19 protein-coding genes, 1 tRNA gene, 2 pseudogenes and 1 CRISPR repeat array are annotated in these 26,578 nt (G+C 46.9%); of the genes and pseudogenes, 2 read left to right on the forward strand and 20 right to left on the reverse strand.

The annotated features are described in order from the left end of the window. Positions 1-350: 350 nt before the first annotated feature. The 4 genes from HNP82_RS00500 to HNP82_RS00515 form a co-directional block, all read right to left on the reverse strand. Positions 351-2,357 (reverse strand): ATP-dependent helicase, encoded by a 2,007-nt coding sequence (locus tag HNP82_RS00500; RefSeq protein ID WP_183770269.1) that lies wholly within the window; start codon positions 2,355-2,357, stop codon positions 351-353. Further along, positions 2,354-3,820 (reverse strand): glutamate--tRNA ligase, encoded by a 1,467-nt coding sequence (gene gltX, locus HNP82_RS00505; RefSeq protein ID WP_183770271.1) that lies wholly within the window; start codon positions 3,818-3,820, stop codon positions 2,354-2,356. The genes HNP82_RS00500 and gltX overlap by 4 nt, the downstream gene beginning before the upstream one ends. A gap of 203 nt (positions 3,821-4,023) precedes the next feature. Then, positions 4,024-5,733 carry a CvpA family protein gene (locus HNP82_RS00510; protein ID WP_183770273.1) on the reverse strand — a complete coding sequence of 570 codons (1,710 nt, stop codon included), beginning with the start codon at positions 5,731-5,733 and terminating at the stop codon, positions 4,024-4,026. A 522-nt stretch (positions 5,734-6,255) separates the two neighbouring features. Further along, positions 6,256-6,753: a hypothetical protein gene (locus HNP82_RS00515; protein WP_183770275.1), complete on the reverse strand. Its 498-nt coding sequence runs from the start codon at positions 6,751-6,753 to the stop codon at positions 6,256-6,258. Positions 6,754-6,958: 205 nt separating this feature from the next. Between HNP82_RS00515 and HNP82_RS00520 the strand changes: the two genes are divergently transcribed. Further along, complete coding sequence (locus HNP82_RS00520; RefSeq protein ID WP_183770277.1) at positions 6,959-9,100, forward strand: LTA synthase family protein; 2,142 nt, start codon at positions 6,959-6,961, stop codon at positions 9,098-9,100. Between the two features lie 66 nt (positions 9,101-9,166). Here the strand turns inward: HNP82_RS00520 and HNP82_RS00525 are convergent, their stop codons facing one another. From HNP82_RS00525 to HNP82_RS00585, 13 genes and pseudogenes are all read right to left on the reverse strand, one after another. Continuing rightward, positions 9,167-10,759, reverse strand: coding sequence for a carboxylesterase/lipase family protein (locus HNP82_RS00525; protein ID WP_183770279.1), 1,593 nt, complete (start codon positions 10,757-10,759; stop codon positions 9,167-9,169). A gap of 373 nt (positions 10,760-11,132) precedes the next feature. Further along, positions 11,133-11,387: a GNAT family N-acetyltransferase gene (locus HNP82_RS18725; RefSeq protein WP_408609648.1), complete on the reverse strand. Its 255-nt coding sequence runs from the start codon at positions 11,385-11,387 to the stop codon at positions 11,133-11,135. After that, a pseudogene (locus HNP82_RS18730) lies at positions 11,347-11,820 on the reverse strand (PDDEXK nuclease domain-containing protein). Before HNP82_RS18730 ends, HNP82_RS18725 begins: the two are co-directional and overlap by 41 nt. A gap of 114 nt (positions 11,821-11,934) precedes the next feature. Then, a pseudogene (locus tag HNP82_RS18735) lies at positions 11,935-12,117 on the reverse strand (Fic family protein); the annotation flags it as partial. A gap of 234 nt (positions 12,118-12,351) precedes the next feature. Next, positions 12,352-12,436, reverse strand: a tRNA-Leu gene (locus HNP82_RS00545). A 215-nt stretch (positions 12,437-12,651) separates the two neighbouring features. Continuing rightward, the gene (locus HNP82_RS00550) at positions 12,652-13,218 is read right to left on the reverse strand and encodes a glycerol-3-phosphate responsive antiterminator (protein ID WP_183770283.1); all 567 of its coding nucleotides are present in this window, start codon (positions 13,216-13,218) and stop codon (positions 12,652-12,654) included. 280 nt (positions 13,219-13,498) lie between these two features. Further along, a complete protein-coding gene (locus HNP82_RS00555; RefSeq protein ID WP_183770285.1) occupies positions 13,499-13,858 on the reverse strand; it encodes a DUF1667 domain-containing protein in 360 nt (119 codons plus the stop codon). A 17-nt stretch (positions 13,859-13,875) separates the two neighbouring features. Beyond that, positions 13,876-15,156, reverse strand: a complete 1,281-nt coding sequence (locus HNP82_RS00560; protein ID WP_183770287.1) for an NAD(P)/FAD-dependent oxidoreductase — start codon at positions 15,154-15,156, stop codon at positions 13,876-13,878. A 1-nt stretch (position 15,157) separates the two neighbouring features. Then, on the reverse strand, positions 15,158-16,600 hold the full coding sequence (locus HNP82_RS00565) for an NAD(P)/FAD-dependent oxidoreductase (RefSeq protein WP_183770289.1): 1,443 nt from the start codon (positions 16,598-16,600) through the stop codon (positions 15,158-15,160). A 172-nt stretch (positions 16,601-16,772) separates the two neighbouring features. After that, positions 16,773-18,164 (reverse strand): MATE family efflux transporter, encoded by a 1,392-nt coding sequence (locus HNP82_RS00570; protein WP_183770291.1) that lies wholly within the window; start codon positions 18,162-18,164, stop codon positions 16,773-16,775. Then, positions 18,165-19,658 carry a glycerol kinase GlpK gene (gene glpK / locus HNP82_RS00575; protein ID WP_183770293.1) on the reverse strand — a complete coding sequence of 498 codons (1,494 nt, stop codon included), beginning with the start codon at positions 19,656-19,658 and terminating at the stop codon, positions 18,165-18,167. A gap of 40 nt (positions 19,659-19,698) precedes the next feature. Beyond that, on the reverse strand, positions 19,699-19,890 hold the full coding sequence (locus tag HNP82_RS00580) for a DUF6472 family protein (protein WP_183770295.1): 192 nt from the start codon (positions 19,888-19,890) through the stop codon (positions 19,699-19,701). Then, positions 19,887-20,162, reverse strand: coding sequence for a PB1 domain-containing protein (locus tag HNP82_RS00585; protein WP_183770297.1), 276 nt, complete (start codon positions 20,160-20,162; stop codon positions 19,887-19,889). Before HNP82_RS00585 ends, HNP82_RS00580 begins: the two co-directional genes overlap by 4 nt. Before the next feature lie 202 nt (positions 20,163-20,364). On the opposite strand from HNP82_RS00585, the gene HNP82_RS00590 reads away from it, so the two are divergent. Then, on the forward strand, positions 20,365-21,495 hold the full coding sequence (locus HNP82_RS00590; RefSeq protein WP_183770299.1) for a DUF362 domain-containing protein: 1,131 nt from the start codon (positions 20,365-20,367) through the stop codon (positions 21,493-21,495). A 128-nt stretch (positions 21,496-21,623) separates the two neighbouring features. Here the strand turns inward: HNP82_RS00590 and HNP82_RS00595 are convergent, their stop codons facing one another. From HNP82_RS00595 to cas2, 3 genes are all read right to left on the reverse strand, one after another. After that, complete coding sequence (locus HNP82_RS00595; RefSeq protein WP_183770302.1) at positions 21,624-22,961, reverse strand: MATE family efflux transporter; 1,338 nt, start codon at positions 22,959-22,961, stop codon at positions 21,624-21,626. Continuing rightward, the gene (locus HNP82_RS00600) at positions 22,958-23,752 is read right to left on the reverse strand and encodes an HD domain-containing protein (RefSeq protein ID WP_183770304.1); all 795 of its coding nucleotides are present in this window, start codon (positions 23,750-23,752) and stop codon (positions 22,958-22,960) included. Before HNP82_RS00600 ends, HNP82_RS00595 begins: the two co-directional genes overlap by 4 nt. Before the next feature lie 163 nt (positions 23,753-23,915). Further along, a CRISPR array of direct repeats spans positions 23,916-25,974; the repeat unit is 33 nt; unit sequence ATTTCAATTCACGTCCTACTTACGTAGGACGAC. Between the two features lie 250 nt (positions 25,975-26,224). After that, the gene (cas2, locus tag HNP82_RS00605; protein WP_183770306.1) at positions 26,225-26,521 is read right to left on the reverse strand and encodes a CRISPR-associated endonuclease Cas2; all 297 of its coding nucleotides are present in this window, start codon (positions 26,519-26,521) and stop codon (positions 26,225-26,227) included. Positions 26,522-26,578 lie beyond the last annotated feature (57 nt).

Raw genomic sequence — 26,578 nt, forward strand, 5'->3', positions numbered from 1 at the left:
ATAGGAACGCAGCCGTCTGACCGCTGGTTCCCGTCATTATACTGACACCTATGACTTTATCAGATTCCCATGTAAAATGCAAGCAAAATGTGAAAGTCAACAGTTCAGTCATCAGGAAGAGGCGGGATAGTTTATGCTTGCATAAGGACGAGCCCGCCTCCTTCCTGATGAGGGGAGCGCCAGATCATGAGCAAAGGAGCGGCGTCAGCCGCGGGTCAGCGCGCAAGCGCGGCTTTGCGAATGGCGCGGACTGAACTGTTGCTGAAAGCCAGTCTCAAAACAAGCCATTCGTGGCTTTCATCCATAGCACAAAGACCGCAACAGTTCAGTCATCAGGAAGAGGACGGTTTTCATTCATTATGCAAAAGCCTTAGCAGTCCGTTAGAAATACAAAAAGAAATATTTAATGTTTTTATTTCTTTGGACTCTGTAAATAAAATGGTCACCGCCGTCTGGGTCACTTTTGTAATAGTACCTTCCCCATAGATCCGGTGACGCACCCGTGCCCCAGTCCTAAAGAGGGAACGGTCCACAAGCAGTTCGCCTACAAACCTGGACATATCCGCCGGCTTATGATACCGCTCTTTAGCAAAATAAATGTGGAGTTTGTTCCTCGCCCTGGTCATGGCCACATAAAACATGCGGCGTTCCTCTTCCACATCTGCCTCCATCACCGCCTTTTTGTGAGGCATGACCCCCTCGTTGGCGTCAATAATAAAAACCGTTGAGTATTCCAGCCCCTTGGCGCTGTGCATAGTGGACAGGACAAGGCCGTCGGCAGTTTCTTCCCTTCGCCGGCTTTTTTCTTTCAGTTTTAGCCCATAATCTTCCATATAAGCAAACCAGTCCTGGAAACTTTCGTAGTTTTTGGCACTGTCCTGAAGTTCAGTGACAATATCCAAAAGATCTTCCTCTTTCACCCGGTGATCCCTGGCATACTCTATGAGAAAATTGTCGTAGCCCACCCCGTAGCGGATATAGTTCACCGCCCCGTAGGGATTCATTTTCCCCAGGCTTTCCAGATCATAGGCCAGACGGTCCAACCGCTCCAGGGCCCAGTCTTTCCCGGCATAGCTTGCCTTTAATGTTTCCAGAAAATGACCGGTTCCGGTAAGCATCTGCCGGGAGATATACCGCTTTGGCCGATTGATGATTCTAAGATAATCGCTCCGCGAAGCCTGCCCCAAAGCTGCCTTAATGTAGGCAAAAATGTCCTTGGCGATCCAGTGGTCAAATAAATTGGGCACACTGTCTTTCATCCGGAAAGGAATGTTGTACTCCATCAGCTTTGCCACCAAAAGTCTGGCCCCGGTATTGGTCCGGTACAGCACCGCCATATCTTTAAGGGGCATTTTATCCTCTTTATGGCTCTGGTACACTTCCCGGATAAGGGTTTCATATTCTTCCGCCATAGTATTAAACATTTTCACCTCTATAGGTTCGCCGCCGCTGTGAAATGCCTTTAATTGTTTTTCATACCGCTCCCGGTTATTTTTAATGACCTGCAAAGCTCCCTCCACAATCTGTTGGGTACAGCGGTAGTTAATATCCAGAAGAATCGTTTTGGATTTGGGGTAATCCTTTGTAAATCCAAGCATGATCTCCGGACGGGCGCCTCTGAAACGGTAAATAGACTGGTCATCATCCCCAACAATAAACAGATTGTTTTCCGGCGCCGCCATCATGCGGATAATCTCATACTGAACCTGGTTAATATCCTGAAACTCGTCAATAAGAATATACTGAAACTTTTTCTGCCACGCCCCAAGAATATCCGGACGTGCCTTAAACAGCTCCCAGGTATACAAAAGCATATCGTCAAAATCAATGAGACGGTTTTCTTTCAGTTTTCTGCCGTAGGCTTTATAGATCGCCTTAAACACATCATCGGCGCAGTTGACCGAATAATAGTGATCCAGGGACATATTTTCCCCTTTCACAAGACTGACTTCCCCGGAGACGTTGACGATAAAATCCGCCATATCGTCAATTTCCAGATCCATTTCCTCAACGATCTGCCTGAAAAGCTCCATTCTCCGGCTGTCCGTAATAATGTCCCCCGCCGTATAGTTGTAAGCTGCTTTTAAGACAGCGAAAAAAATACTGTGGAAGGTTCCAAAACTGACTGGCATGGGCTGCCCTTTGCAGAGGGCAAAAAAGCGCTCTTTCATTTCCCTGGCCGCGGCCTTTGTAAAGGTAACAACAAGAATGGAGGCCGGATGTACTCCGGCCTCCTCAATAAGATAGCGCACCCGCTGTGTAATGACAGTAGTCTTTCCCGATCCCGGACCGGCCAGGATCATTGCCGGGCCGGCGACGTGGCTGATGGCCTCCTGTTGGGCGGGATTAAAACTCATACTCCGCCCACCGCGCTCTCTAAAAGCTCAATGCCCTTGCGAATGCGGGCCAGAGATTCCTCTTTGCCTAATACTTCCATAAGCTCTGTGGCGCCTCCCGGCGTCATTTGCTTTCCGGAAACGGCCGTGCGCACCGGCCACATAACGGTAGCATTTTTATAGCCATGTTCCTGGGCGAAAGCCACAAGGATTTCATAGAGAGCGTCATTGGTGAAATTTTCCTGACCTTCCAGTACCGGCACAAGCCCTTTAAGGATGTCCAAAGCCGTCTCCATGGTGGATTTGCTCTTTTTGTGAACATACATAGATGGATCGTACTCCGGAATTTTTTCAAAAAAGTCCACATGATCGTAAATATCCGGAAATACTTCAATTCTTGTCTTAACCATAGCCGCGATCTTCTTTAAATCCAGATCTTTCGTAATGGATTTTTTAAGGTAAGGCTCTGCCATTTCATAAAATTTATCAAAATCCATGGCCTTCATATACTCGCCGTTCATCCATTTCAGCTTGGTCATATCAAACACCGACGGTGTCTTGCTCATATGATGGTAATCAAAGACTTCCACAAGTTCATTCAGTGAAAAGATCTCCCTGTTATCCTGCGGACACCAGCCAAGGAGGGCCACATAATTGACAATGGCTTCGGAAATAAATCCCTGATCCAGCAGATCCTCGTAGGAGGAATGACCGCTGCGCTTGCTCAGCTTTTTGTGTTCCTCGTTAGTAATCAGCGGACAGTGAACATATACCGGAACGTCCCAGCCAAAGGCTTCATAGAGGCGGTTATATTTCGGTGATGAGGACAAATACTCGTTGCCCCGGACTACGTGGGTGATCCCCATGAGATGGTCATCCACAACGTTGGCAAAATTATAGGTGGGGTAGCCGTCAGACTTTATAAGGATCATATCATCCAGCTCTGAATTGTCCACCGTGATATCCCCGTAAATCTCATCGTGGAATGTGGTTGTCCCGGTGGTTGGGTTGTTCTGACGGATCACATAAGGCACTCCCGCGTCCAGTTTTGCCTGGACTTCCTCTTTGGAAAGATGGAGACAGTGCTTGTCATAGACAACGATCTCCTTGCCGGCGATCTCCTGTTTTAAAGAATCCAGCCGCTCTTTATCGCAAAAGCAGTAGTATGCCTCCCCTTTATCCACAAGCATTTGGGCGTATTTCAGATAAATACCCTGAGCCTGACGCTCACTCTGGACATAGGGTCCGCAGCCGCCGTCTTTATCCGGCCCCTCGTCATGGATCAATCCGGTCTTTTCCAAAGTCCGGTAAATAATATCCACCGCGCCTTCCATATAGCGCTCCTGGTCTGTATCTTCAATGCGAAGTATAAAATCGCCGCCCTCATGCTTGGCGATCAGATAAGCGTACAGCGCGGTGCGCAGATTTCCCACATGCATCCGCCCTGTCGGACTTGGCGCGAAACGTGTTCTGACTTTACTCATGTCTGTATATTTCCTCCTTAATCATCGGCTTAATTCCATCACAATCACCGGGCTAAACACAGAAGGTTTCCCTCTGCCTGAACCGGACATCACAAAATTTATGATACAAACGTCAAAAGGCCATGGGGACTGCGCCTGCGCAGGCAAGCATGACCTTTTGACACCTTCAACATTATATACCAACATTTAAAATGCCGCAAGAGCTATTCTGTTTCCTCGTTTGCTTCCCTAAGCGCCGCGGATCCGGCTGAACTTTCCTGATTCGCGGCCCTTGCGGTTCGGCTGATCTCGCTGATATCAATAAACTCATCTTCCGACGGCACATACCCCACCGAAACCTGATCTCCCGGCCTAAGAACCGCCAGGATCTCATTGGACTGAATGGAAGCCACAAAGACTTTATCCAGATCCTCCAGCTCAATATAATAGTAGGTATTGCCATCCCGCACCGCCGAAGAGATGTAGGAAATCACACCTTCAGTGGTAGTCAGCGCCGAGGAATCTACCTGGGTGTTCTGAGCCAGAAGCTTTAAGTATTCCGAGTATGCTTCATTCAGCGTATCCCCGATAGCCACTAACTGGTAGCGCTCCACATTGACAAAGGCAAACATTTTCACAAGCCCGGCATTATCTTTCAGAGATACAAAATAGGTAGGCTGATTGCCAATGTTTAACAGGATAGGGAAGGTTGATACATAGGATAGATGCTGCACCTGTCCTTCCGCCGAGGACATGGCCGAATACTCTGTGGCCCCGGACACTGTATAGTACCTGGCTTCCTTCGTCCGCATATTGACAAGAACAAAGCCGATATTGGAAGCGTCATTTCCGGCAGACGTCAGTCCGGTGTACAGCCACACATCGTCTTCCAGAGCCAGGTAATTGTAGCCGCCGGAAGTCACAACAACGTCTTTCTGTCCGAAAATCGTATTAAAGAAACCGTTGCGGTATTTGCCCCAATAATCAATCTGTTGGACAACAATATCCGATGAATACGCCTGGTCAATCCATGTAGGCGCATCCTCAATGTCCATATACTCTGTAGCGCCGCTGCACGCGTCCACTAAAACAACGCCGCGGATATCTTTTCCGCCAAAGAGCCCGATGGTATAGTCCACAACAGGACAGATCCAGTAAGGCTTGCCCTCATCGTCTACCTCAAAACGGTAATCGTCAAAAATCAGGGTCGGGTAGCTTAACCGCAGATGTCGGTCAAGATTTCTGAAAAAATACTCTCCCGGCGAATATTTTATCCCCTGATCCAACTGGACTAAGGACACTTCCTGTGTCGTCATATTTACAGAAATATACCCAGGAAGTCCGTCGGACTGGTTATTAAACCATTTAATAATGTCGCCGTAGCGCAGAGGCGCCACCCGGGTAGGCACATCGTTATAATTGATCTGGGTATAAGAGTAGGAGCTTTCATCCACCTCGAACTGGGATACAAGATCCACCAGCTCGCCAAGCTTCCGGTCGCCAAGGCGCACAGCGCTGTCCCTGTCAACTACCGGCACGTCCCTTAATGAAATCTGGCTGATATCTGTGGCAAATTCCCGCTCCTCCACCGGCATGAGCTGCTGGTAGCTCTTCGCGTGAAAAAATTCGCTGGAAATCAGACTTCCCCCCAGGAGGACAACTGCGGCAATGACAATGATCCCCCCAAGGATTTTGGTACTCACTTTCATACCGCGAAAATTTACGCCGGAGAAGGAATTACTTTTCCCGCTCCAGTCAAACCGGGAAGCACCTTTCATTCCCGCCAGGAAAGACACAATGAGATACACAACAATCACTGAAATCACGTACATATAAAATTCTTTGGATTTCAGGTTAATAGCCGGCAAAGCAAAGTAAAATGCCAGCAGCGCGTAGACCAGAGTAATGATCACGCTTGTAATGACCTTTTTCATACATTAACTCTCCTCTCAAAAAAGGTATATTCTTTAAACCTGCCGGCCCGGCAAAACAGTGACGGCCGACCCGGTACTTAACGCTATCATAGCATTTGCCAGGCTGCAAGTAAAGAGGGGAAATCATCTTGCGATAGTCAAAAACAGGCATTTGTGCTATACTTACTTTTAAAGTGAATACAGGGGATATGAGGATGTAATGAAATAATGGAAGAAAAAGGCAGAGAAAGCAGGAAAGATAATGATCTTTTTTTACTTGCAGCCTGATTGATTATATTGCCCGGAAAACAAAGAATAAAAGAGCAGATGTAGTCAATGCTCTCGGAAAAAATAATCTTGAAAAAATTTATGATTATAACAGCAGCGTATATTATGAAAATCCTTCTTATATTTATGAAGGTTTTATAGAAAACAAAATGCTTTAAAAAAGTGCCGGCAGCAAAAACCAGCAGTCTTTGTGTCCGGCGCTTTCTCTATACGCTGTTTCCTTTGTAAAATCCCCGACAGATATATAGAAAGATTTTACTGAGTTTGTTGTGCTGAATCTGTCCATGTCTCCAACTGTATTCTTTCTTCCTCCAGAGCATCCCTGTAATCTTCCAGATCAGAGGCATTTGGGGCCACAATAAAGCCAAAGGCTTCATCGCTGGTCATATCATCCCGAAAGCGAACCGTTCCTGCGGCTGAACCTTCAGCCTCATCGGACATAATAATATTTCCCAGACATTCCTTGCCCTCACTGTTGGAAAATGTACAAGTGTATATCGTCTCCCCGGAAATTTGTGAAGCATTTTCCGGAGAAAAATCCATGGAATAGGTTACTCCCCCATAGTCAAAACTGAGGGAAACATCGCCCTCCGTATCCACAAAAACAACATTTTCCAGATCTTCTTCAATCACTGCGGTCTTTCCATCATAGGCAAATCCACAGCTTCCTCCATTGTTCAGGGAAGCGCAGCCGCCCGTCACAACCCCGGCCAATATGGCCGTCGACAGTAGTGTAAAGATTTTTCCCTTCATTTCCCCCACCTGCTTTCTTTTAAAAGCTAAATCACGTTTTTATGTTAATACAATTTTATCAGACTCTTTCCCCTAAGTCAATTGATATGTATTACGAAAATGTGGTCATGTTATCTGAACAAAAGTATACCTTGACACCCTCTTTTAATATTGCTATGGTTAGATCAGATCATTACATTTTTCACAATATATGGGGGAACATTACATGGGGAAAAATAAAGAACACACAGATTCAGTGTATAAAAAACGAAACCTTCTTCCGCTGTTTTACTTTCCGCTTTTGCTGCTCTATGAGGAGAGCATTTTCCGCGCTTTCGTTATCGGGACTTTTCCCGGACGGACATTTGTCATCACTCTGCTTTTATGTGTCAGTCTTGGCAGCGCCATGACTTTGCTGTGCAGTTTCTGGAAGCCTAAAGTCAACAAAACACTCTCCCTCCTTCTGACTATTGTGGCCATCGCACCTTTTGTGGTCCAGACCGTATATATGGGAATTTTCCGCACGCCTATGGTTCTTTCCTCCATGGGAAATGCCGGCCAGGCAGCACAGTTTATGGATATTATTATCCACACTATTATTGAAAATGTGCCCCCACTGACCCTTATGGTTGCCGTTCCGGTCATCGCCCGCGTTCTTTTGACCCGCTTCCATGTGGTGTACCGGCAATACCGCCTCCCCTTTCTTGGATTGTTTATACTCCCGGTGATTGCCGGTTTCGGGATTATTTTCCTTATGCTCCGCTCCGGCGGTCAGGCGGCGGGAAGCGCCTACGCCATTTATTACCATGAGCAGCCGGGCACGCTTGTTTTGAACCGTTTTGGACTTTTATGCTGCGTAAAAAATGATCTGAAAGCCCTGATCTTTCCCGATGAGCTTAAAGGGGATCTCCTTCTGACCCAAAGTTCAGGCCAGGATGCGCTTTCAAAAGAGCCTGCTGCCGAACCAGACGCCCCGGATTTTTGGAAAAACGAACCAGACAGCACTTCATTTTCCGAAACAGGGGAATCCACAGACAGCATCGGGGAAAAGGCAAGCGAGACCATAGAAACTGAGACGGAAACTGAGGCGCCGAAGATCCCGGTTCCCAATGTGATGGATATAGATTTTAAAGCTCTGGCAGCCAACGAGACGGATGAGGTGTACAAAGCTATGGACGAATACTTTGCCCAGGTGGAACCTACATACACCAATGAATATACGGGTATGTTTAAAGACTTTAACCTGATCTTTCTCACCGCTGAAGCATTTTCTCCCTATGCCATAAGCGAAGATCTGACCCCCACATTGTATAAACTGGCCAACGAAGGTTTTGTTTTCCAGAATTTTTACAATCCTGTGTGGGGCGTCAGCACTTCCGACGGGGAGTATGTCAATTGTCTCGGCCTGATCCCCAAAAGCGGCGTATGGAGCATGTCCCACTCCAGCGACAACTGGCTTCCCTTCACTATGGGCAACCAGTTTCTGGCCCAGGGCTATACCACTCTGGCCTACCACAATCATACTTATGATTATTATGACCGTGACCTGTCCCATCCAAATCTGGGCTACACCTACAAAGGTTACGGAAATGGCCTGGATGTGACCTATGTCTGGCCGGAATCTGATCTGGAAATGATGGAGCTGACCATCCCGGAATACATTAATGACGATCATTTCAGCATTTACTATATGACTGTCAGCGGCCATTTGCCCTATAGTTGGGGCGGCAACGCCATGGCCTCCAAGCATCGGGACGCCGTGGAATCCCTCCCCTACTCGGAAAATGTCAAAGGGTATATTGCTGCCAACATGGAACTGGATCGGGCCCTTGAGTATCTCATAGAGCAGCTTGACGCCGCAGGAAAACTGGAAAATACCGTTATTGTTATGGCCGCAGACCATTATCCCTACGGTCTTGAGGAGAGCGAATTGAGTGAACTTGCCGGACATAGTGTGGAGTCCAATTTTGAACTTTACGAAAGCTCGCTGATCCTGTGGAGCGGCAGCATGGAAGGCGATGCTCCGGTCATTGTTGACAAATACTGTTCCAATCTGGATATTATTCCGACCCTGTCCAACCTTTTCGGTCTGGAATATGACTCACGGCTGCTCATGGGAAGGGATATTTTGTCCAATTCCCCGCCCCTTGTGATCTTTTCCAACAAAAGCTGGATCACCGACAAGGCCATGTACAACTCTCAAAATGGTCAGGTCACTTCCCTGAGCCCGAAAGAAACCGTCTCTGACGAATATGTTCAGTCCATCCACAATGAAGTTGCCGCAAAATTTACTTTTTCTACCTATATACTGGATACGGATTATTACCGATATTTATTTTCCCATGCCTCAAGCGCTGAGGATGAATAAACACCTAAAAATAACAACAGGCTCCTGTCGCTGAAAATTTCAGAGGCAGGAGCCCTTCTTAATTTTTTAATAAAACCAGGCGCTGCCCTCATCCACTTCGTCCTCATCGGAAGGGAACATGGACGGATCAAACACAAACGGCGGCGTCACTTTCTCCATATAAGGGATCAGATCTTTTTCATGATCTACCCGCACTTCGCATGTCTTGTCAAAGATCATACAATTGGTATGTTCTGCTGTGCATGGATCCCACCAGGGAAGACCGGCAGCGTTTGGATTGCCGCTGCGGGCAAAGTTAACCAAGGCGGAGGACATAACATTCTCCAACTTCTCGGTAATACCATCAAGCTGACACACCGGAATAATAGATGTGTTATGGAACCAGAAAGGAATATCTGAGCAATGCCACGCCAGCTTATCTTCATCAATCTCAAATGTGGGTGTAAACATGTAGGCATAAACCGGAGCAGTTCCTTCCTTTGCCTTGCGCTCAATATATTTCAGCGTTCCCGGACGGAACATAAGATCCAGGTTGCGCACATAAACTTCATTTTTATCCGGGTAAGCTGCTTTAAAACGGCGGATCACCTCGTCAGCGTTTTCCTCGCCATATTTCTGGGCCACGATATCCCGGCGCTCTTTGGCGCTTAACTGATCTTTATGAGGGATAGGCGGCTCCATACTAAATTCACCTAAAACTGTCCCGATCATTGTGGGGATGGTCTTAAAGTGGTCTGCAAATCCAACCTCCACGGGATTTCCCACGTACCAGTCATTGGGTGTCGGCCCCCATTCAATATACTTGCCCTCTGCCGCCAGCTTCTTTTCAGCGGCGTTCACTGCCTCAATGAGACGCTGGGTAGTGATAATAGTGGCCAGATCATCTACATCCTTTTCTTCCAGATCTAACTGTTCCAAAATAGCAAGGACCAGATCTCTTCCTTTCACCTGCTCTCCCTGGGACATACTGGAATAAACGCCGCTCATAACAACCGTTTTATGGAAAAGGCCGTCTGCCGCTGGAATTTGTCCCAGAGTCGTCACTTTGCTTCCGCCGCCGGACTGGCCGAAAATCGTCACATTGTCCGGATTGCCGCCAAATGCGGAAATATTATCTCTCACCCACATAAGGGCAGCTACTAGATCTGCCATACCGGCGTTGCCGGAATTTTTATATTTTTCGCCGAAGGAAGACATATCCAGATAGCCAAAAACGTTAAGACGGTGATTTACAGAAACCACAACCACATCTCCAAACTCCGCCAGATTGGCGCCATCATAGCACACCTGCTCAATGGATGAGCCGGAGAAAAAGCCGCCGCCGTGAAGCCATACAAGCACCGGCTTCTTTGCCGAACTGTCCAGGCTTGGCGTCCATATATTTAAGTACTGGCAATTTTCATTTTCCGGCCAGAAACGGTGAGGCGTCGCCACCTCCCCTGTGGGCTTAGGATTATTTAAGATCGGGCATATATAACCATAGCTTAACGCGTCTTTCACACCCTCCCACGGTTTGATCGGCGCCGGCATCTGAAACCGTTTTGCCTTTGCATAGCGGATGCCGTGAAATGTGTAAATTCCATCATAGTAAAAGCCTTTCAGCTTTCCCCCCTTGGTCTGGGCGATAGTTTCTTCGTTACACTTAAATCGAGTTCCCATACAACAATATCCTCCTGTAAATTTTGTAAATCCTGACCATGGTTTCCATCCATGGTTTTGCCGCCCATACTGCGGCATTCAGTTTTATCAGATGTAGAAAGACTCCCGCCTCTATAGGCGGCGAGTATAACAAATTTGTATCAGTGGCGGGAGTCAATCCCCCATCTGATAAACGCTCCGCTTAAGATACACCGGGATTCGGTAAGGAAGATGTCAGCTAAAGCTGACCCGAATCCCGCGCCAAGACCCGCAAGCGGGTCTTGAATATGAAATTTCCTAGTCTGTACAGAACCATTATGTAAATTTTAACATTTCACAGAGCTGATGTAAACAAAAAATCTTCCGCAAATCTGTGACACAGCAATTCGCGTTACTATTCATTTGCAAGCCAGCGAACAGCAACTTTCGTGGGCTTAAACCATTCCCGCAGCGAATGTTGTGCCGGACTTTTATGAGCATTGGATTTATAACATCCGACGATAACGCTTTTCATCCCCAGTTCCCGGCAGATTTCAACGCCTTTGCCAAGTATTAATGAAGCGAAACCTTTTCGTCTCCGGACCGGGCGGACACCATATCCGATATCCCTATATTTTTTCCAGCCATTTCTCAAAAGGCATATTCTCAATACCGGCGCCGCCGTTAATTGAAGTTTCGCCCTGATCTTTATGCTCCTGAATATAATCTTTCAGAAGTGTCATTTCTACAATCGCGTTGTTTTTATCTTTACAAAGAACAATACTAATTGTCGGATTTTCATCTGGGAGTTTGACCTTGCGGTCACAGTAATGCACGTACATTTTGCTGTATTGCCGTTTCAGTTCACCCAGGCTCCAGTCATTCTTGACCGCCTCAATCTCATAAAAATGTCACTCATCTATATTGGTAATATGCATGAGTTTCAAGTTCTCTGCAGAATAGCCCTTACCAAACTGCTCTGTAAGATATACTGAAAGTTCTTTTAAAAGCGGTGTTCCATACGCAGCGCGGTTCGCGCCGTGCTGTTCTTCTTCCACAATCATCCGGCCAATTTCAAAGTAAGCGTAGACCATGGTTTCCATCGCATTCAAATTATGATTTACATGATATTCATCAAAAGCATTGTAATAAGCAACCCGATCTGTAAATTTAATATCAATCGGAGGATATCCTGCTTTCATCAGTTCCAGATTAACAAGCAACCGCCCCGTACGTCCGTTGCCATCTATAAACAGATGAATACCTTCAAATTCAATATGGAACCGGGCGAGTCTGGGAATGATATGCTCAGTGCTTTTTCTATAAGCTTCCAGCAACTGCTCCATTTTAGGTTGAATAAGATAATGAATCTGTTTTATCACGCTCTCTGATAATGGTATCTGCCAATCTCTGCCGCTTGTTTCACTGACATATACATAAGTATTTCACCTCGCTTAGATAATAATATACCCTCTTATCGGAATAATAGCAACGCTATCGGAATAATATTTAGCGTTTATCGGAATAATGTGAAAAGACATGAAGAACAAAGCCATATTATCCATAGAAATAATTTTGCCTCGAATCTTGCCGCAAAAAAACAAAAAGACCCGCACCCAGCGAGCCTAAAGCAGTGCAGTTGACGGGACTTGAACCCGTACGGTCGCAATGACCACTAGATCCTTAGTCTAGCGCGTATACCAATTCCGCCACAACTGCATCCTTATTCTGTTCCCAGAAGAACTCTCTGTCCTCCTGACAAATGATATATTACCATTAACCTATCAAAAAGTCAATACCTAATTTCAAAATTTTTCATTTAATTTATTCAATTCCAACTATTCGCTATAAAACCTCCATTTTCACGGCTTTCCAACAGGGTTCCTCAACCGCCGTAGGCAAAAGACAAACGCCTGATAGCCAAAAAATCTTTTTTAAATAAACCACGTATTTTCATTGGTGGAGGATATGGCCATAGCGCCGGCGTCCAGCATAGTCAGCACATCCTCCTTATCTCCGATCAGTCCTCCGGCGATCACAGGCACATGGCAGATCTTCACCAGTTTCCGGATCACTTTTGGCATCAGGCCCGGAAGGACTTCGATCACATCCGGATGGCTGGAAAAAAGCTGGCGCCCGATACTTTCAAAAGCCAGGGAATCCAGGACAAAAAAACGCTGCACAGTGTACAGACCCAGTTCTTTTGCCCGGCGGATCATGGACGACCGTGTGGTGATGATACCATCGGCGTGGGTATATTTTTTAATAAAGTCCACAACAATCTCTTTATTTCCAAGACCGGCAATAAGATCCAGATGCACCATAGCCAGCCGTCCTCTGTCTTTCACTTTATCCACAATCTCCCCGATATTGCAGATATCGCCGAAAAGTATAAAAATCACACCAATATCTGAAGTCAGGCATTTTTCCAGCCCTTCCATCGTCTTTACCGCACCGATCACCGGGGAATCTTCAATAGCACGGATAAAATCACGGTTCATAAACGCCAGTCCCTTTCTTTTTCTCTGCGGCCCTGGGGCAGAAAGCCTATAAGATCACACAAAACACAGACATCCGCCCCCTGTGTCTGCCGCCGCTTTTATTTCCACGGGCAACGAGCCATTCAGATATGCCTGCATATCCCTTTGGCGGCCGCCGCGAGAATCAAATATCGGCGCAGGAAACGTCATAATAAAAATTATTATGACGTTTCCTATAATTTAAGTCAACATACCACAGGAAATGACGGATGTCAAGTGTATCTATTCAGCCATGCGGCTCTTATAACACGGTTTTTGTGGCAATAATGTCTACCCCGGTGCCGGCTGCATTTTCCAAAATCACATCGCCCATATGAACAGGCGCTTTGACGCTGACGCCTCTGAGGGCCCGGACGCAGTCAAATATTTTATCCTTGGGAATATCTTCCTTTGTCTTTACAGAAACTACCGGCGCGCTGCCTCCCTCCACCGTAACCGTGCTTGTCACAATGCGGGTAGGATGTGTCACTTCCTTGCGGGCATAATCGTCGCCCCGCTTACATGTATTTCCTGTAACGCTTTTAATTTCCCCATTTTCCAGGACAACGGTCACAGCACAGCCCAGAGGGCATCCGATACAGGTCAATTCTCTCTTTTCCATTCCTTATGTCCCTCCTGTCATTCCTGCTCAATACGGATCGTAATGGTCTCCAGATCCGGATATTTTTCTATTTCTGCTTTCTTTAAAACGATATTCTCCATCTCACCGGGGGCCAGAACCCTCTTTTTGCGCCGGGAAATGCAGGTGTCTCCAAAATATGTACATACACTGGCATTTTTATATACATTGCCTACGCGGAAGCGGACGGTCAGGGTATCTTCCATATGTTCCGGACGGACAAAGACCGGCACAGTATAGCGCACGCCGTTCTCACCCTTGAGGGAAACCGCGCGCCCGCCCTGAAATTCCTCTGTATTTCCCAATTTTTGAGCCTGGACATAAGCCGCCGCACATTTCCCGGCCATGTGAGCCTCCTCGGACACGTAATCTACCAGATCATGGACGTGGAGAACATTTCCGCAGGCAAAAACGCCGTCAATACTTGTTTCCAGACTTTCGTTGACTACAGGGCCGTTAGTCACCGGGCTGATCTGCACACCAATTCCGCGGGAAAGCTCATTTTCCGGGATCAGACCCACTGACAGCAGCAGCGTGTCACAGGAAATATATTCTTCCGTCCCCGCCACCGGCTTTCCGTCGCTGCCAACCTGGGCGATGGTCACGCCTTTGACCCGGTCTTTCCCGTCAATATCAATCACTGTATGACTTAACTTTAACGGAATGCCAAAGTCGTCAAGACACTGTACAATATTGCGCTTCAATCCTCCGGAGTAAGGCATCAGCTCAGCTACAACCTTAACTTTTGCCCCTTCCAGGGTCATACGGCGGGCCATGATCAGACCGATGTCACCGGAACCTAAGATCACAACCTCCCGGCCCGGCATGTAGCCTTCCATATTCACAAGGCGCTGAGCCGTTCCCGCAGAGAAAATCCCCGCCGGGCGGTATCCCGGAATATTCAGGGCGCCTCTCGGACGCTCCCGGCATCCCATGGCAAGGACAATAGCTCCGGCTTTGATCCGGGTCAGGCCCTCTTCCCGGCTGATAGCTGTGATCACCCGGTCTTTTGAAATATCCGCCACCATTGTATTTAATTTATATTCAATTTCCATATCCAGTACTTTCTGGATAAAACGTCCCGCATATTCCGGTCCGGTCAGTTCTTCTTTAAATGTGTGCAGTCCAAAACCGTTGTGAATGCACTGATTTAAAATTCCGCCAAGCTCTTTATCTCTCTCAAGGATCAGCACGCTTTCAATCCCGCTTTCTCTGGCGGAAATTGCCGCCGCAAGCCCCGCCGGGCCGCCGCCTACGATCACAATATCATATGCTTTCATCTTACATTCCCTCCATCTCTTTACTGCGTCCCACAACGATCTCCGAGCCCGGACCGCTCTTTGTCAGCTCCAGCATGGAAAGGGGAACTTCTCTATGTAAAATCTCCATGGTTCTTGGAGAGCAAAAGCCGGCCTGGCACCGTCCCATGCCGGCACGGACACGGCGCTTTACGCCGTCCAGAGAACGGGCTCCCAGAGGTCTGTGAATCGCGTCCATGATCTCCCCTTCAGAAACCATTTCACACCGGCAGATAATATTGCCGTAGGCAGGATTTTGTCGGATCAACGCGGCGCGCTCCTCCTGTTTCATAGCGTCCAGATGGGGAATGCCTCTCCGTGTTCCCACAAAGTTGGGATTGGCCTCCAGTCCCAGTTTTTGGGCGATCATCCCGGCAACCATAACGCCGATGGCCGGGGCGCTGGTCAGTCCCGGAGATTCAATGCCTGCGGCGTCAAAAAATCCGGGAGCTTCCTCCACCTCTTTAATAATAAATTCATCCCCGTCCTCATGGGCTCTCAGCCCGGCAAAAGAGGTGATCACCTGGCGGATTGGAAGATCTTTGACACTCTCCTTAGCCTTTTCAATAAGAAAATCCAGCCCTTCCCGCGTGGTGTTGGTAGCTTCCTTGTCCTCAATATCAGCAGCAGTTGGGCCTACCAGAAGATTTCCGTGAACGGTAGGCGTCACAAGGACGCCTTTACCCATGGCGCTTGGAAGCTGGAAAATCGTGTGGGATACATAATTGCCTACATTTTTATCCAGAAGGCAGTACTCCCCTTTTCTCGCCGTAATATGGATTTTATCTTTGCTGACCATGTTGTGAAACTTATCCGCATAAACTCCCGCAGCATTGACAACAGTTTTAGCATAGATCGTTCCCTGATCCGTAGTCACTGTATAGCCGCTGTCTGTACGCCCGATAGATTCCACCTCTGTCCCAAATTTAAACTCCACGCCGTTGACCGCCGCGTTTTCCGCCAGGGCAATGGTCAGGTTAAAGGGACATACGATCCCGCCTGTGGGGGCATATAAAGCCCCAATAACAGCGTCCGACAAATTCGGTTCCAGGGCCATAAGCTGTTCCCGGTTTAAAATTTCCAATCCCGGAACGCCATTTTTTTCGCCCCGCGCCTTTAAAGTCTCAAGCACCGAAAATCCCGCCTCATCTGTGCAGATCACCATAGATCCGTTGCGCTTAAAAGAAAAATCCAGATCTTTTGAGAGCTGCTCCATCATGGCGTTTCCTTCCACATTGAGTTTTGCCTTTAATGTGCCGCTCTCCGCGTCAAACCCGGCATGGACAATAGCGCTGTTTGCTTTAGATGTGCCGCAGCACACATCCTCCTCCTTCTCCACAACACAGGCATTAAGCCTGTATTTTGACAATTCTCTGGCGATAGCGCTTCCAACCACACCCGCGCCGATAATTACTGCATCATACATTTGATCATCTCCCTGTCTTATCTAGAAAACAACAAAATTTTTGCCGTTTGCCATAAAAAATCAGGCAAAACAGGCATACAACCTAATGTACACCTGATCCTGCCTGACTCTAAACTCCTGGCATCTTTATAATCCGTCGTCTAAAAATCTCTCAAACAGGCGACGGATGCTTTTATTCATTAGAAACTTTATGGTCTGCAACTATGTTACCACAGCCGTCGCCTTTTTTCAATCCTCTCAGGCAGAAAATAAACCAAAGAACTAGGACAATTCCTTTTAAGAAACTTGAAATACTTATGCTCCACCAGATTCCGTTAAGCCCCAGAGCCGTTGCCGACAACACAAGCGCCATTGGGATGCGGGCGGCGGTCAGGATAATACTCTCCACAGCGGGAGGCATAGTCCGTCCCAGCCCGGAAAAAGCGCCTGTTGTCATGATTTCCATACATAAAAAGATTTCCGACACTCCAAGGATCTGCAGGTAGTCCACCCCCATGGGCCAAAGATCGGCTTGTGGAATAAAAATCCGAAAAATATATCCGGGAAGGAAAAGAAGAATAACTGTACACAAAATCCCCCAACATACGGTAAGGACCGTGGCCGTCCGATAGCCTTTGCGAACGCGCTCCATATTCCCGGCTCCGTAATTTTGTCCGATAAAAGCGTTGACCGCCACAGAAAATCCATCAGCAGCCATCCATGAAATGGATTCAATCTGATTTCCCACTTTCTGAACCGCCACAGCGGAGTCTCCCCATCCTGCAATAATTCTGGCAATAACCATAGAGATAAACGTAAAAATCATACTCTGTACAGCTATAGGCAAACTGATACAAACAATGGTTTTTAAACGCGAAAGATCCGGACGGCTCAAAAGATGGAGCTTCGAAAAAATTAACGCATCATTGCGCACTGAAAGGACAAGAACCAAAGTCACTATAGCCTGGGCAAGCACTGTAGCCAGCGCAGCTCCAGCCACCCCCAGCTTCGGAAAAGGGCCAATGCCAAAAATCAGCACCGGATCCATAATAAAATTAAATCCAAGCCCCACACAGGTTGCCAAAAAAGGAGTCTGACTGTTGCCCATGGCGTTAATAATCCCGCCCATGATCACATTAACAAAGTTGAACGTAATCAGCCCGCAGGTAATCATCATATAAATTTGGGCGTCTGCCACAACCAACGGGCTGTTAAGGGCAAAGAAACCAATAAGCGGTCCGTTAAAAATCAGTGCGAGAAGACCATAAAGGATACCAGAAATAATGCCCATCTGAAGGGCACTTCTGGCATAACATACGGCCTCATCACTATCTTTGGCGCCAAGAGCATGGGCTACTTTAATCTGTCCCCCGACCCGTGACAAGGATGTAATTCCGTTCGCCAGCCACATATACATACCGGCCGCCCCCACGGCGGCAACCGCGTCACTCCCCACTCTGCCAATCCAGATCATATCCACCATATTATAGGCCATCTGCACAAGCGATGTCCCGACTACCGGCAGTGCCAGCCGTGTTAAGGATGGGTAAATAGGCCCTTCCAGCAAATTAATTGATCGTTTCATTTAGTCCTCCCGGCTCCAGACAAGAGCGCATCGGACAGCCCTCTCCCAGCCTTTCAGTTTTTTCTCTGCTTTATCCCGGTCCATAGACGGTTCAAAACTTCTCGCTAACTTCCAGTTAGCTTTAATCTCTTCTTTATCTGTCCAATACCCTACGGCCAGTCCGGCCAGATAGGCTGCCCCAAGAGCCGTCGTCTCTAAGCATGCCGGTTTTTGTACGTGGACATTTAAAATATCCGCCTGAAACTGCATCAGCAGACTGTTGGCGGCGGCGCCGCCGTCCACCTTTAAAGATTTAAGACAGCTTCCTGTATCTTTTTCCATAGCTTTAAGGACATCGTAAGTCTGATAGGCAATGGATTCCAGAGCCGCCCGGACAAAATGCCCGCGTCCGGTGCCCCGTGTCATACCCACAGCCATTCCCCTGGCATGGGAATCCCAGTAGGGCGCTCCCAGCCCGGTAAAGGCGGGAACAATATAAACCCCGCCGGTATCCTCTACCTCCCTGGCCACAGCCTCTGAGATTGCCGAACTTTCAATCATCATCAACTCATCTCTGAGCCACTGGATGCAGGCTCCGGCTACAAACACACTGCCTTCAAGGGCATACTCTACCGAATCGCTGCAGCTTGCCCCAATGGTCGTCACCAGGCCATGATGGCTCTTCACTGGCGTCTTCCCTGTATTCATCAGAAGAAAACATCCCGTTCCGTAAGTATTTTTCACGCTGCCCGGCTCAAAGCAGCACTGTCCAAATAATGCAGCCTGCTGATCTCCCGCAGCTCCGGCGATCTTAATTGGCGCGCCAAAATACTCTGCCAGTGTTTCACCGTACACACAGCTTGAAGGCTTCACCTGGGCAAGCATAGAAGCTGGTATGTCGAAATAATCCAAAATTTTTTCATCCCAGCAAAGTTTATGGATATCAAAAAGCATCGTTCGGGAGGCATTGGTATAATCCGTCACAAAGACTTTGCCACCAGTCAGCTTCCAAATCAGCCATGTGTCCACAGTGCCAAATAAGAGCTTCCCTTCCAATGCCCGCGCTCGCGCCCCTTCCACGTGATTAAGAATCCACTGGATCTTTGTGGCGCTGAAATAAGGGTCTGGCACCAGCCCTGTAGTATCTTTAATATACTGGCAAAATTCCGGATCAAGTCCATCAATCACAGGCGCCGTCCTGCGGCACTGCCAGACAATAGCGTGATACACCGGCTCCCCTGTCTCCTTGTCCCACACAATGGACGTTTCTCTCTGGTTTGTAATACCGATGGCCTCGATCTGCCAAGGCCCCACTCCGGCCGCAGCTATGGCTTTTTCCGCCACAGAGCGCTGAGAATACCAAATCTCCTGGGCATCATGTTCAACCCATCCCGGCTTGGGATAATACTGAGGAAACTCTTCCTGGGCAATCGCCGCGATATTTCCCCGTTTGTCAAATAAAATCGCTCTGGAACTGGTAGTTCCCTGATCCAGAGACATAATATATTTCTCCACTGATAAAACCTCCCCACAGCCTGCGCCGCCTCAGGCACGCTTACATCTGGTGCCGCACGATCTTATACTCATCCCCATACTGAAAATATGGACAAGCATCAAAAGTTCCGGTGATAAACCGGGCCATCTCATCTTCATCCAGGCTTACATCACAGGTATAATATCCATATTCTTCATCGTAATAATAGTTCATGCAGGACTCACAGTTTGTCCGGCTCTTACCGTCTTTCATACATTTTCTCCTTTGATATGGTAAGCAAACTTTTTCCCCTCCATCATTTTTTCAAAGTCTTCCTCCTCAGAAATAGAGATCAGCATATCATCTATAGCCATATCCCCATCACCGTCAATATCATTGTAGACAAGATCCATGTCGTATAGTGTCCTGGAAATCTCGTCCATCACCTCATCATATTCCGGTGTATCCACTTCTCCCAGGATAAACTCTTTCGTTTCCTTATTTTTATTCTTTTTTTCAATAGCTGTAAAGTGTACTTTATACATACTGATCCCTCCTGTGGCTTTGTCTAAAATTTTACCATCTTCCCCCTTCTTTGTAAAGCGAACTGCGATTTATCTTGACTTACTTCAAATACCATTTATAATTTACAATGAAAGCCTGGTATTAGGCTTTCTTTATAACGCTGGTCTCAAAAACAGACTGGCGGGCTATCCTAAATTTTACGAGAAAGGACTGATCTATATCATGTCAACCTCAGAAAAATCCAAAGTCTATTTTTCTGATCTTCGGGCCCTTCCCGGCACCAATCTGATCAAAAAGCTGAAAAAACTTATGCTTGCCGCAGGTATCAAGGATATTGATTTTGAAAAAAAGATGGTAGCCATTAAGATCCATTTTGGCGAACCCGGCAATCTCTCTTACCTTCGCCCCAATTATGCCAAGGCCGTCGCAGACCTGATCAAAGAGCTTGGCGGCCGTCCATTTCTCACCGACTGCAACACGCTGTATGTTGGACGCCGCAAAGACGCCCTGGAACACATGGATGCAGCCTACGAAAATGGCTTTTCACCCTTTTCCACCGGATGTCATATTATTATCGCCGACGGATTAAAAGGAACAGACGATATGGAAGTTCCTGTCCGTGGCGGGGAACTTGTGAAAAGCGCAAAGATCGGCCACGCCATTATGGACGCGGATATTTTTATCAGTTTAAACCATTTTAAAGGTCACGAAGCCGCAGGTTTTGGCGGCGCCATTAAAAACATCGGCATGGGCTGCGGAAGCCGGGCCGGGAAAATGGAAATGCATTGCTCCGGCAAACCGGAAGTCAACCAGAAAAAGTGTGTCGGATGCCGCACATGCGCCAAAAACTGCGCTCAGAGCGCCATTACATTCACCGACAACAAAGCGTATATCGACCACGAAAAATGCGTGGGCTGCGGCCGCTGTCTCGGCGCGTGCAACTTTAACGCCATTTATAACGCCAATAGTTCCGCTGTCAAAGAATTAAATATGAAAATGGCTGAGTACGCCAAAGCAGTTGTGGATGGACGCCCCAACTTCCATATTAACCTTGTCATGGACATTTCCCCATTCTGCGACTGCCACGGTGAAAACGACCTTCCCATCCTCCCGGACATCGGTATGTTTGCCAGCTTTGACCCGGTAGCTTTGGATCAGGCATGTGCGGACGCCTGCAACGCCCAGCAGCCTATCCCTGGAAGTCTGCTGGATGAGCATATTCATGAGGAGGGATTCTGCGACCTCCATGATCATTTCCGCAACACCACACCGGAAAGCGAATGGGAAGACTGTCTGGCTCACGGAGAAAAGATCGGCCTGGGCCATCGCAGCTATGAGCTGATCCAGGTATAAATCACGAAAAAGCCAGGACTCTTGCTCACAGTCATCCGGTCATTAAAGACGGGAAAACGGATTAAGGGGCTCCAAGTCGTGAAATGACCTGGAGTCCCCCTAATCCTGGATTTTGTCATCTAATTTTTTCACACAGCTTTACTTTCTTTTCTCCAGCCCCAGATAAACATCGGAATCTGAAAAGCCAGCATGGCAATCCATCCCCAGAAATTGGCCCAGGCCAGACGGTCAAATCCGCCGTGCAGCACATGGATCATCAGCCATGCGGAAAAAAAACGGGCAGACATATTCAAAATGGTACTGATCAAAGTCACCTTCAAATCCCCGATTCCTCTGAAAAACCCCTGAATCGTGTTGGTCGCCGCTGGCATGATATACATAATAGCGATCAGATGAAGATAGGAAACACCCAGGCCGGTAACTTCCTCTGATCCATCACTGACAAACAGGCCCATGATCGGCCCTGCAGCGGCAAATACAAGGACAGAAACCGCCGCCGTATAAATAATCTGCAGCACAATAGAGGATAAAAATCCCCGCTTCATCCGTTCTACATTGCCGCCGCCCTTGTTTTGTGCCATGAAAGTCGTCGCCGCATGGGAGATATTCTGCTGCGGCGTCAAGGCAAAATCATCCACCCGGTTAATGGCAGTAAAGGCGGCGATAAAAGCAACGCCCTGGACATTTACAATGGTCTGAACGCAGATTTTTCCCAACTGAATGCACATCTGCTGAAGGGCGCTTGTAATGCCGTAGGTAAACGTCCGCCACAACACTGACGGATCAAACACCAGCCATCTTTTTCCGAGACAAAGGATGGGAATCTTCTTTTTAATATAGATCACGCAGCACAGGCAGCACAGCGCCTCACTTAAAACAGTGGCCACCGCGCTCCCCAAAACACCCTGATCTAATCCAACTACAAAAACCAGATCCAGAACAATATTTAAAACAGCGCTGATAATAAGGAAATACAGGGGGACTTTGCTGTCTCCCAGGGCTCTGAGGGTATTGGAAAAAAAGTTATATATAAATGTAAAAATCAGGCCGCCAAAAACAACCCGAAGATAAACTTCCGCCCATGGAAGAATGGCCTTTGGCACCTGCAAAAGTTCCAGGATCGGATCGGCAAAAATCTGCAGCAGCACAGCCACAGCTATTGAGAATGCCAGCCCGCCAAGCAGCGTTGTGCTGATCTGACGTTCCAGCCGTTCATAATTTTTCGCCCCGTAAAGGGTACTCATAAGTATGCCCGCACCCATACACATCCCGCTGATGAACAGGATGACCATGTTCATAATAGGGCCGGCGCTTCCCACCGCCGCCAGGGCGTCATCGCCGACAAACTTTCCCACGATCACCGAATCCGCCGCGTTATAGGTCAATTGGAACAGATTTCCAAGGACAAGAGGAATGGTAAACTTTGTCAACTGGGGAATGATCTTCCCCTCAGTCATATCTGTCATTGAATGTCATCTCTTTTCGTCATTGCCAATTTTTCCAGCCACCCTATCGCCATATGGCACAGCATTTCCATTTTTTGCGCCGTGTCTTTACATCCATAAGGTATTCTCTCTGTAATCTTCTGGACGTATTGCTCATCTAAAATAATTTTCGCCGTTTCCGGAAAGTTAATGTCAAAAAAATAGGCGATATAGGAAACCCAGTAGTCCATTTTTGTCCTTCTCTTTTCAGAGTGGATAGATTTTCTGTCCAGACACTCCTGCCAGATTTCAGGAGAAATTGCCTGGCTTCCAGCAACTTCCGGCGAACAGCCAAGAAGCACTTCGATCTTATCTTCCAGCTTAACCCGGCAGTTATCCAGCTTATCCGCGTCCCGTATCATACGTGCATGGAACAGCGCTCTGGGACTTAACCCATCCCCAATATCATAGCTGCTGTGTCTGGCGATGGCCTCACAGATAATATGATCCCATGTATCTTCTTTTATAAAATCCCGGATCATTTTCCGCTCTCCAAACAGCAGCTCAACGCCGTAAGCAGCGTGATCCATCACCGAAGGTTCGAAGCTGTCAAATCGTTTGAGCTGCTCAAACCGGCCAATATCGTGAAGAAGGGCGATCAGCCCGGCCAGCTCCCGCTCTCCGGCGCCAAGGCCCATCCGCGCACTGATCTCCCCGGCGCACCGGATCACGCCCTGGGTATGTACAATCTTTAGTTTTATTTTTTCATCCTCCCGGCAGAATTGATCAAGATATTGGTCAAAAATGCGTTGGGCGTACAGTAAATCAATCATATGTATGCCTCGTATGTTAAGAGATGTATCTATTATATCAAACATTACAGATAAAAACATAAAAATTCTATTTTACCTTAACACCAAAATATTTTTACCATAAGATAAAATTTCATATATCAACCCTTAATTAAATAGCTTTTTCTCCCGGTTATAATCACATTCTTCAATTCACGTCCTACTTACGTAGGACGACAAACACTCTTGAATCATTCGAGTATTAAGAGCAATATTTCAATTCACGTCCTACTTACGTAGGACGACATATTATTCCGAGCCATTCAAAATTTGCTGTGACAATTTCAATTCACGTCCTACTTACGTAGGACGACGCTACTCCCTCGGGTGTTGCGTAACAAAACTGTACTATTTCAATTCACGTCCTACTTACGTAGGACGACATAATCTTGTAAGTAGGGACAGGTCACGGCGATACATTTCAATTCACGTCCTACTTACGTAGGACGACTTCAGTTCTAACGATATTTTCCCAGTATTTATTACATTTCAATTCACGTCCTACTTACGTAGGACGACATTGAATTGGCAGAAAGCTATTCCGGGAGTTGTAATTTCAATTCACGTCCTACTTACGTAGGACGACTTAGATGTTGGTCTGGATATCTTAGGCATGAATATTTCAATTCACGTCCTACTTACGTAGGACGACCTGATTGGTTTCGTGTCCGGTGATATTTGTATGGAATTTCAATTCACGTCCTACTTACGTAGGACGACTGCCAGAGTTTTATTGCAGTTTGTCACCGACTGTTTATTTCAATTCACGTCCTACTTACGTAGGACGACCGGATCTAATTTTTCTTTCAAGGCTTCGTACATGCATTTCAATTCACGTCCTACTTACGTAGGACGACGCGCTGTAACCAATTCCGGGCATGGGCAGTTACCCATTTCAATTCACGTCCTACTTACGTAGGACGACCAAAACCGCCAAGATAGAACTGCCAATGATACATATTTCAATTCACGTCCTACTTACGTAGGACGACCGAGTCGTTTGTATTGAGCGCTATTCAGAAAATCAATTTCAATTCACGTCCTACTTACGTAGGACGACGTGCAATGTATACGCTCATATGCTCTACATCATACATTTCAATTCACGTCCTACTTACGTAGGACGACGGGACGATGTAGAATTGTCCCCCTTTGCCAAAATATTTCAATTCACGTCCTACTTACGTAGGACGACTGATAAGCTAATTACTTTTATACCCATTGCGCTTATTTCAATTCACGTCCTACTTACGTAGGACGACTATTTTGCACCATGATTCCGTCTGGTTCTTCAAATTTCAATTCACGTCCTACTTACGTAGGACGACTATATCGAGGGAGAGATACAAGCAGCCAGTGGAAATTTCAATTCACGTCCTACTTACGTAGGACGACGCCAGCGATTTTCGATGGAGAAGTTTTACTCGAATTTCAATTCACGTCCTACTTACGTAGGACGACCTCGAATCGGTCTTGTAGGGAGAATCCAGCAGGATATTTCAATTCACGTCCTACTTACGTAGGACGACCCGCCGGGGCCACAAGGGCCTGCCGGCGCTGACGGATTTCAATTCACGTCCTACTTACGTAGGACGACCAGATCCTGGAGATTGTCGGATTAAAATTAAGCATTTCAATTCACGTCCTACTTACGTAGGACGACAGTACATCTAATGCGTAGTGCTGATTTATTGTATATTTCAATTCACGTCCTACTTACGTAGGACGACTTGGCCTCTGACTGTGGAAGTTTGCATATTCAAAATTTCAATTCACGTCCTACTTACGTAGGACGACAAATACATATATTGGCGGAGCGGCAATTATCTTACATTTCAATTCACGTCCTACTTACGTAGGACGACCTGGCGAACAGGGACCACAGGGCATCCAGGGTGTCATTTCAATTCACGTCCTACTTACGTAGGACGACCACTTTATATGTATCAAATTCCTTCCACCAATATATTTCAATTCACGTCCTACTTACGTAGGACGACCCTATTGATCACTTTGACACAGAAATAAGTATTGGTGATTTCAATTCACGTCCTACTTACGTAGGACGACCAAACTGCACATTATCCTGGATAATTTCATCCACATTTCAATTCACGTCCTACTTACGTAGGACGACAATATGTCCCGGCCTTATAGGCTGTCAGGACAGCATTTCAATTCACGTCCTACTTACGTAGGACGACAGCAATCACGCACAAAAAACATGACATATTCCTTTGTAATCAAAGCATTTTCACCAATATTTATCTTCTTTTCTCCTAAGTTTTCATTTTTATTACGCTTTCAACGTAATTTTTATATAATTTTTCTGGTGCGAATCTCCCGCGATATACCGGATACATAGGACTCGCACCGAAAAACACTGAATAATCATAACACATTTTACAGATATATCGTCCATTCCTACTCTTGCAAAAGAAGGATTTTGGTGAGTCAATCAAAAAAAATAAGCGGTTCTGTTACATCAAACCCAGGTTTTGCTCCAATATGCTCCACTTTGCTTTTATACTTATCCCCAAGATTATAAAATCTTAGGCTATCTGTATCTTTATCAATGAGATTCTCCAATTTTTCACGAACCTCTCGATACTTTACAGAATCCAACTGACATTCAAAAACAGAGTTTTGCACCCTTTGGCCATAGTTGACACACTGTTTGGCAACTTTTTGCAGGCGCTTCCGGCCGGAAGCTGTCTGCGTATTCACATCATAGGTAATCAAAATCAACATTTGTTCTCCTCCTGAAATTTTATCAGAAGCCATTTCAAAACAGAGACATTAATGTCT

It is taken from the genome of Catenibacillus scindens (assembly GCF_014202115.1).
Classification (GTDB): domain Bacteria; phylum Bacillota; class Clostridia; order Lachnospirales; family Lachnospiraceae; genus Catenibacillus; species Catenibacillus scindens.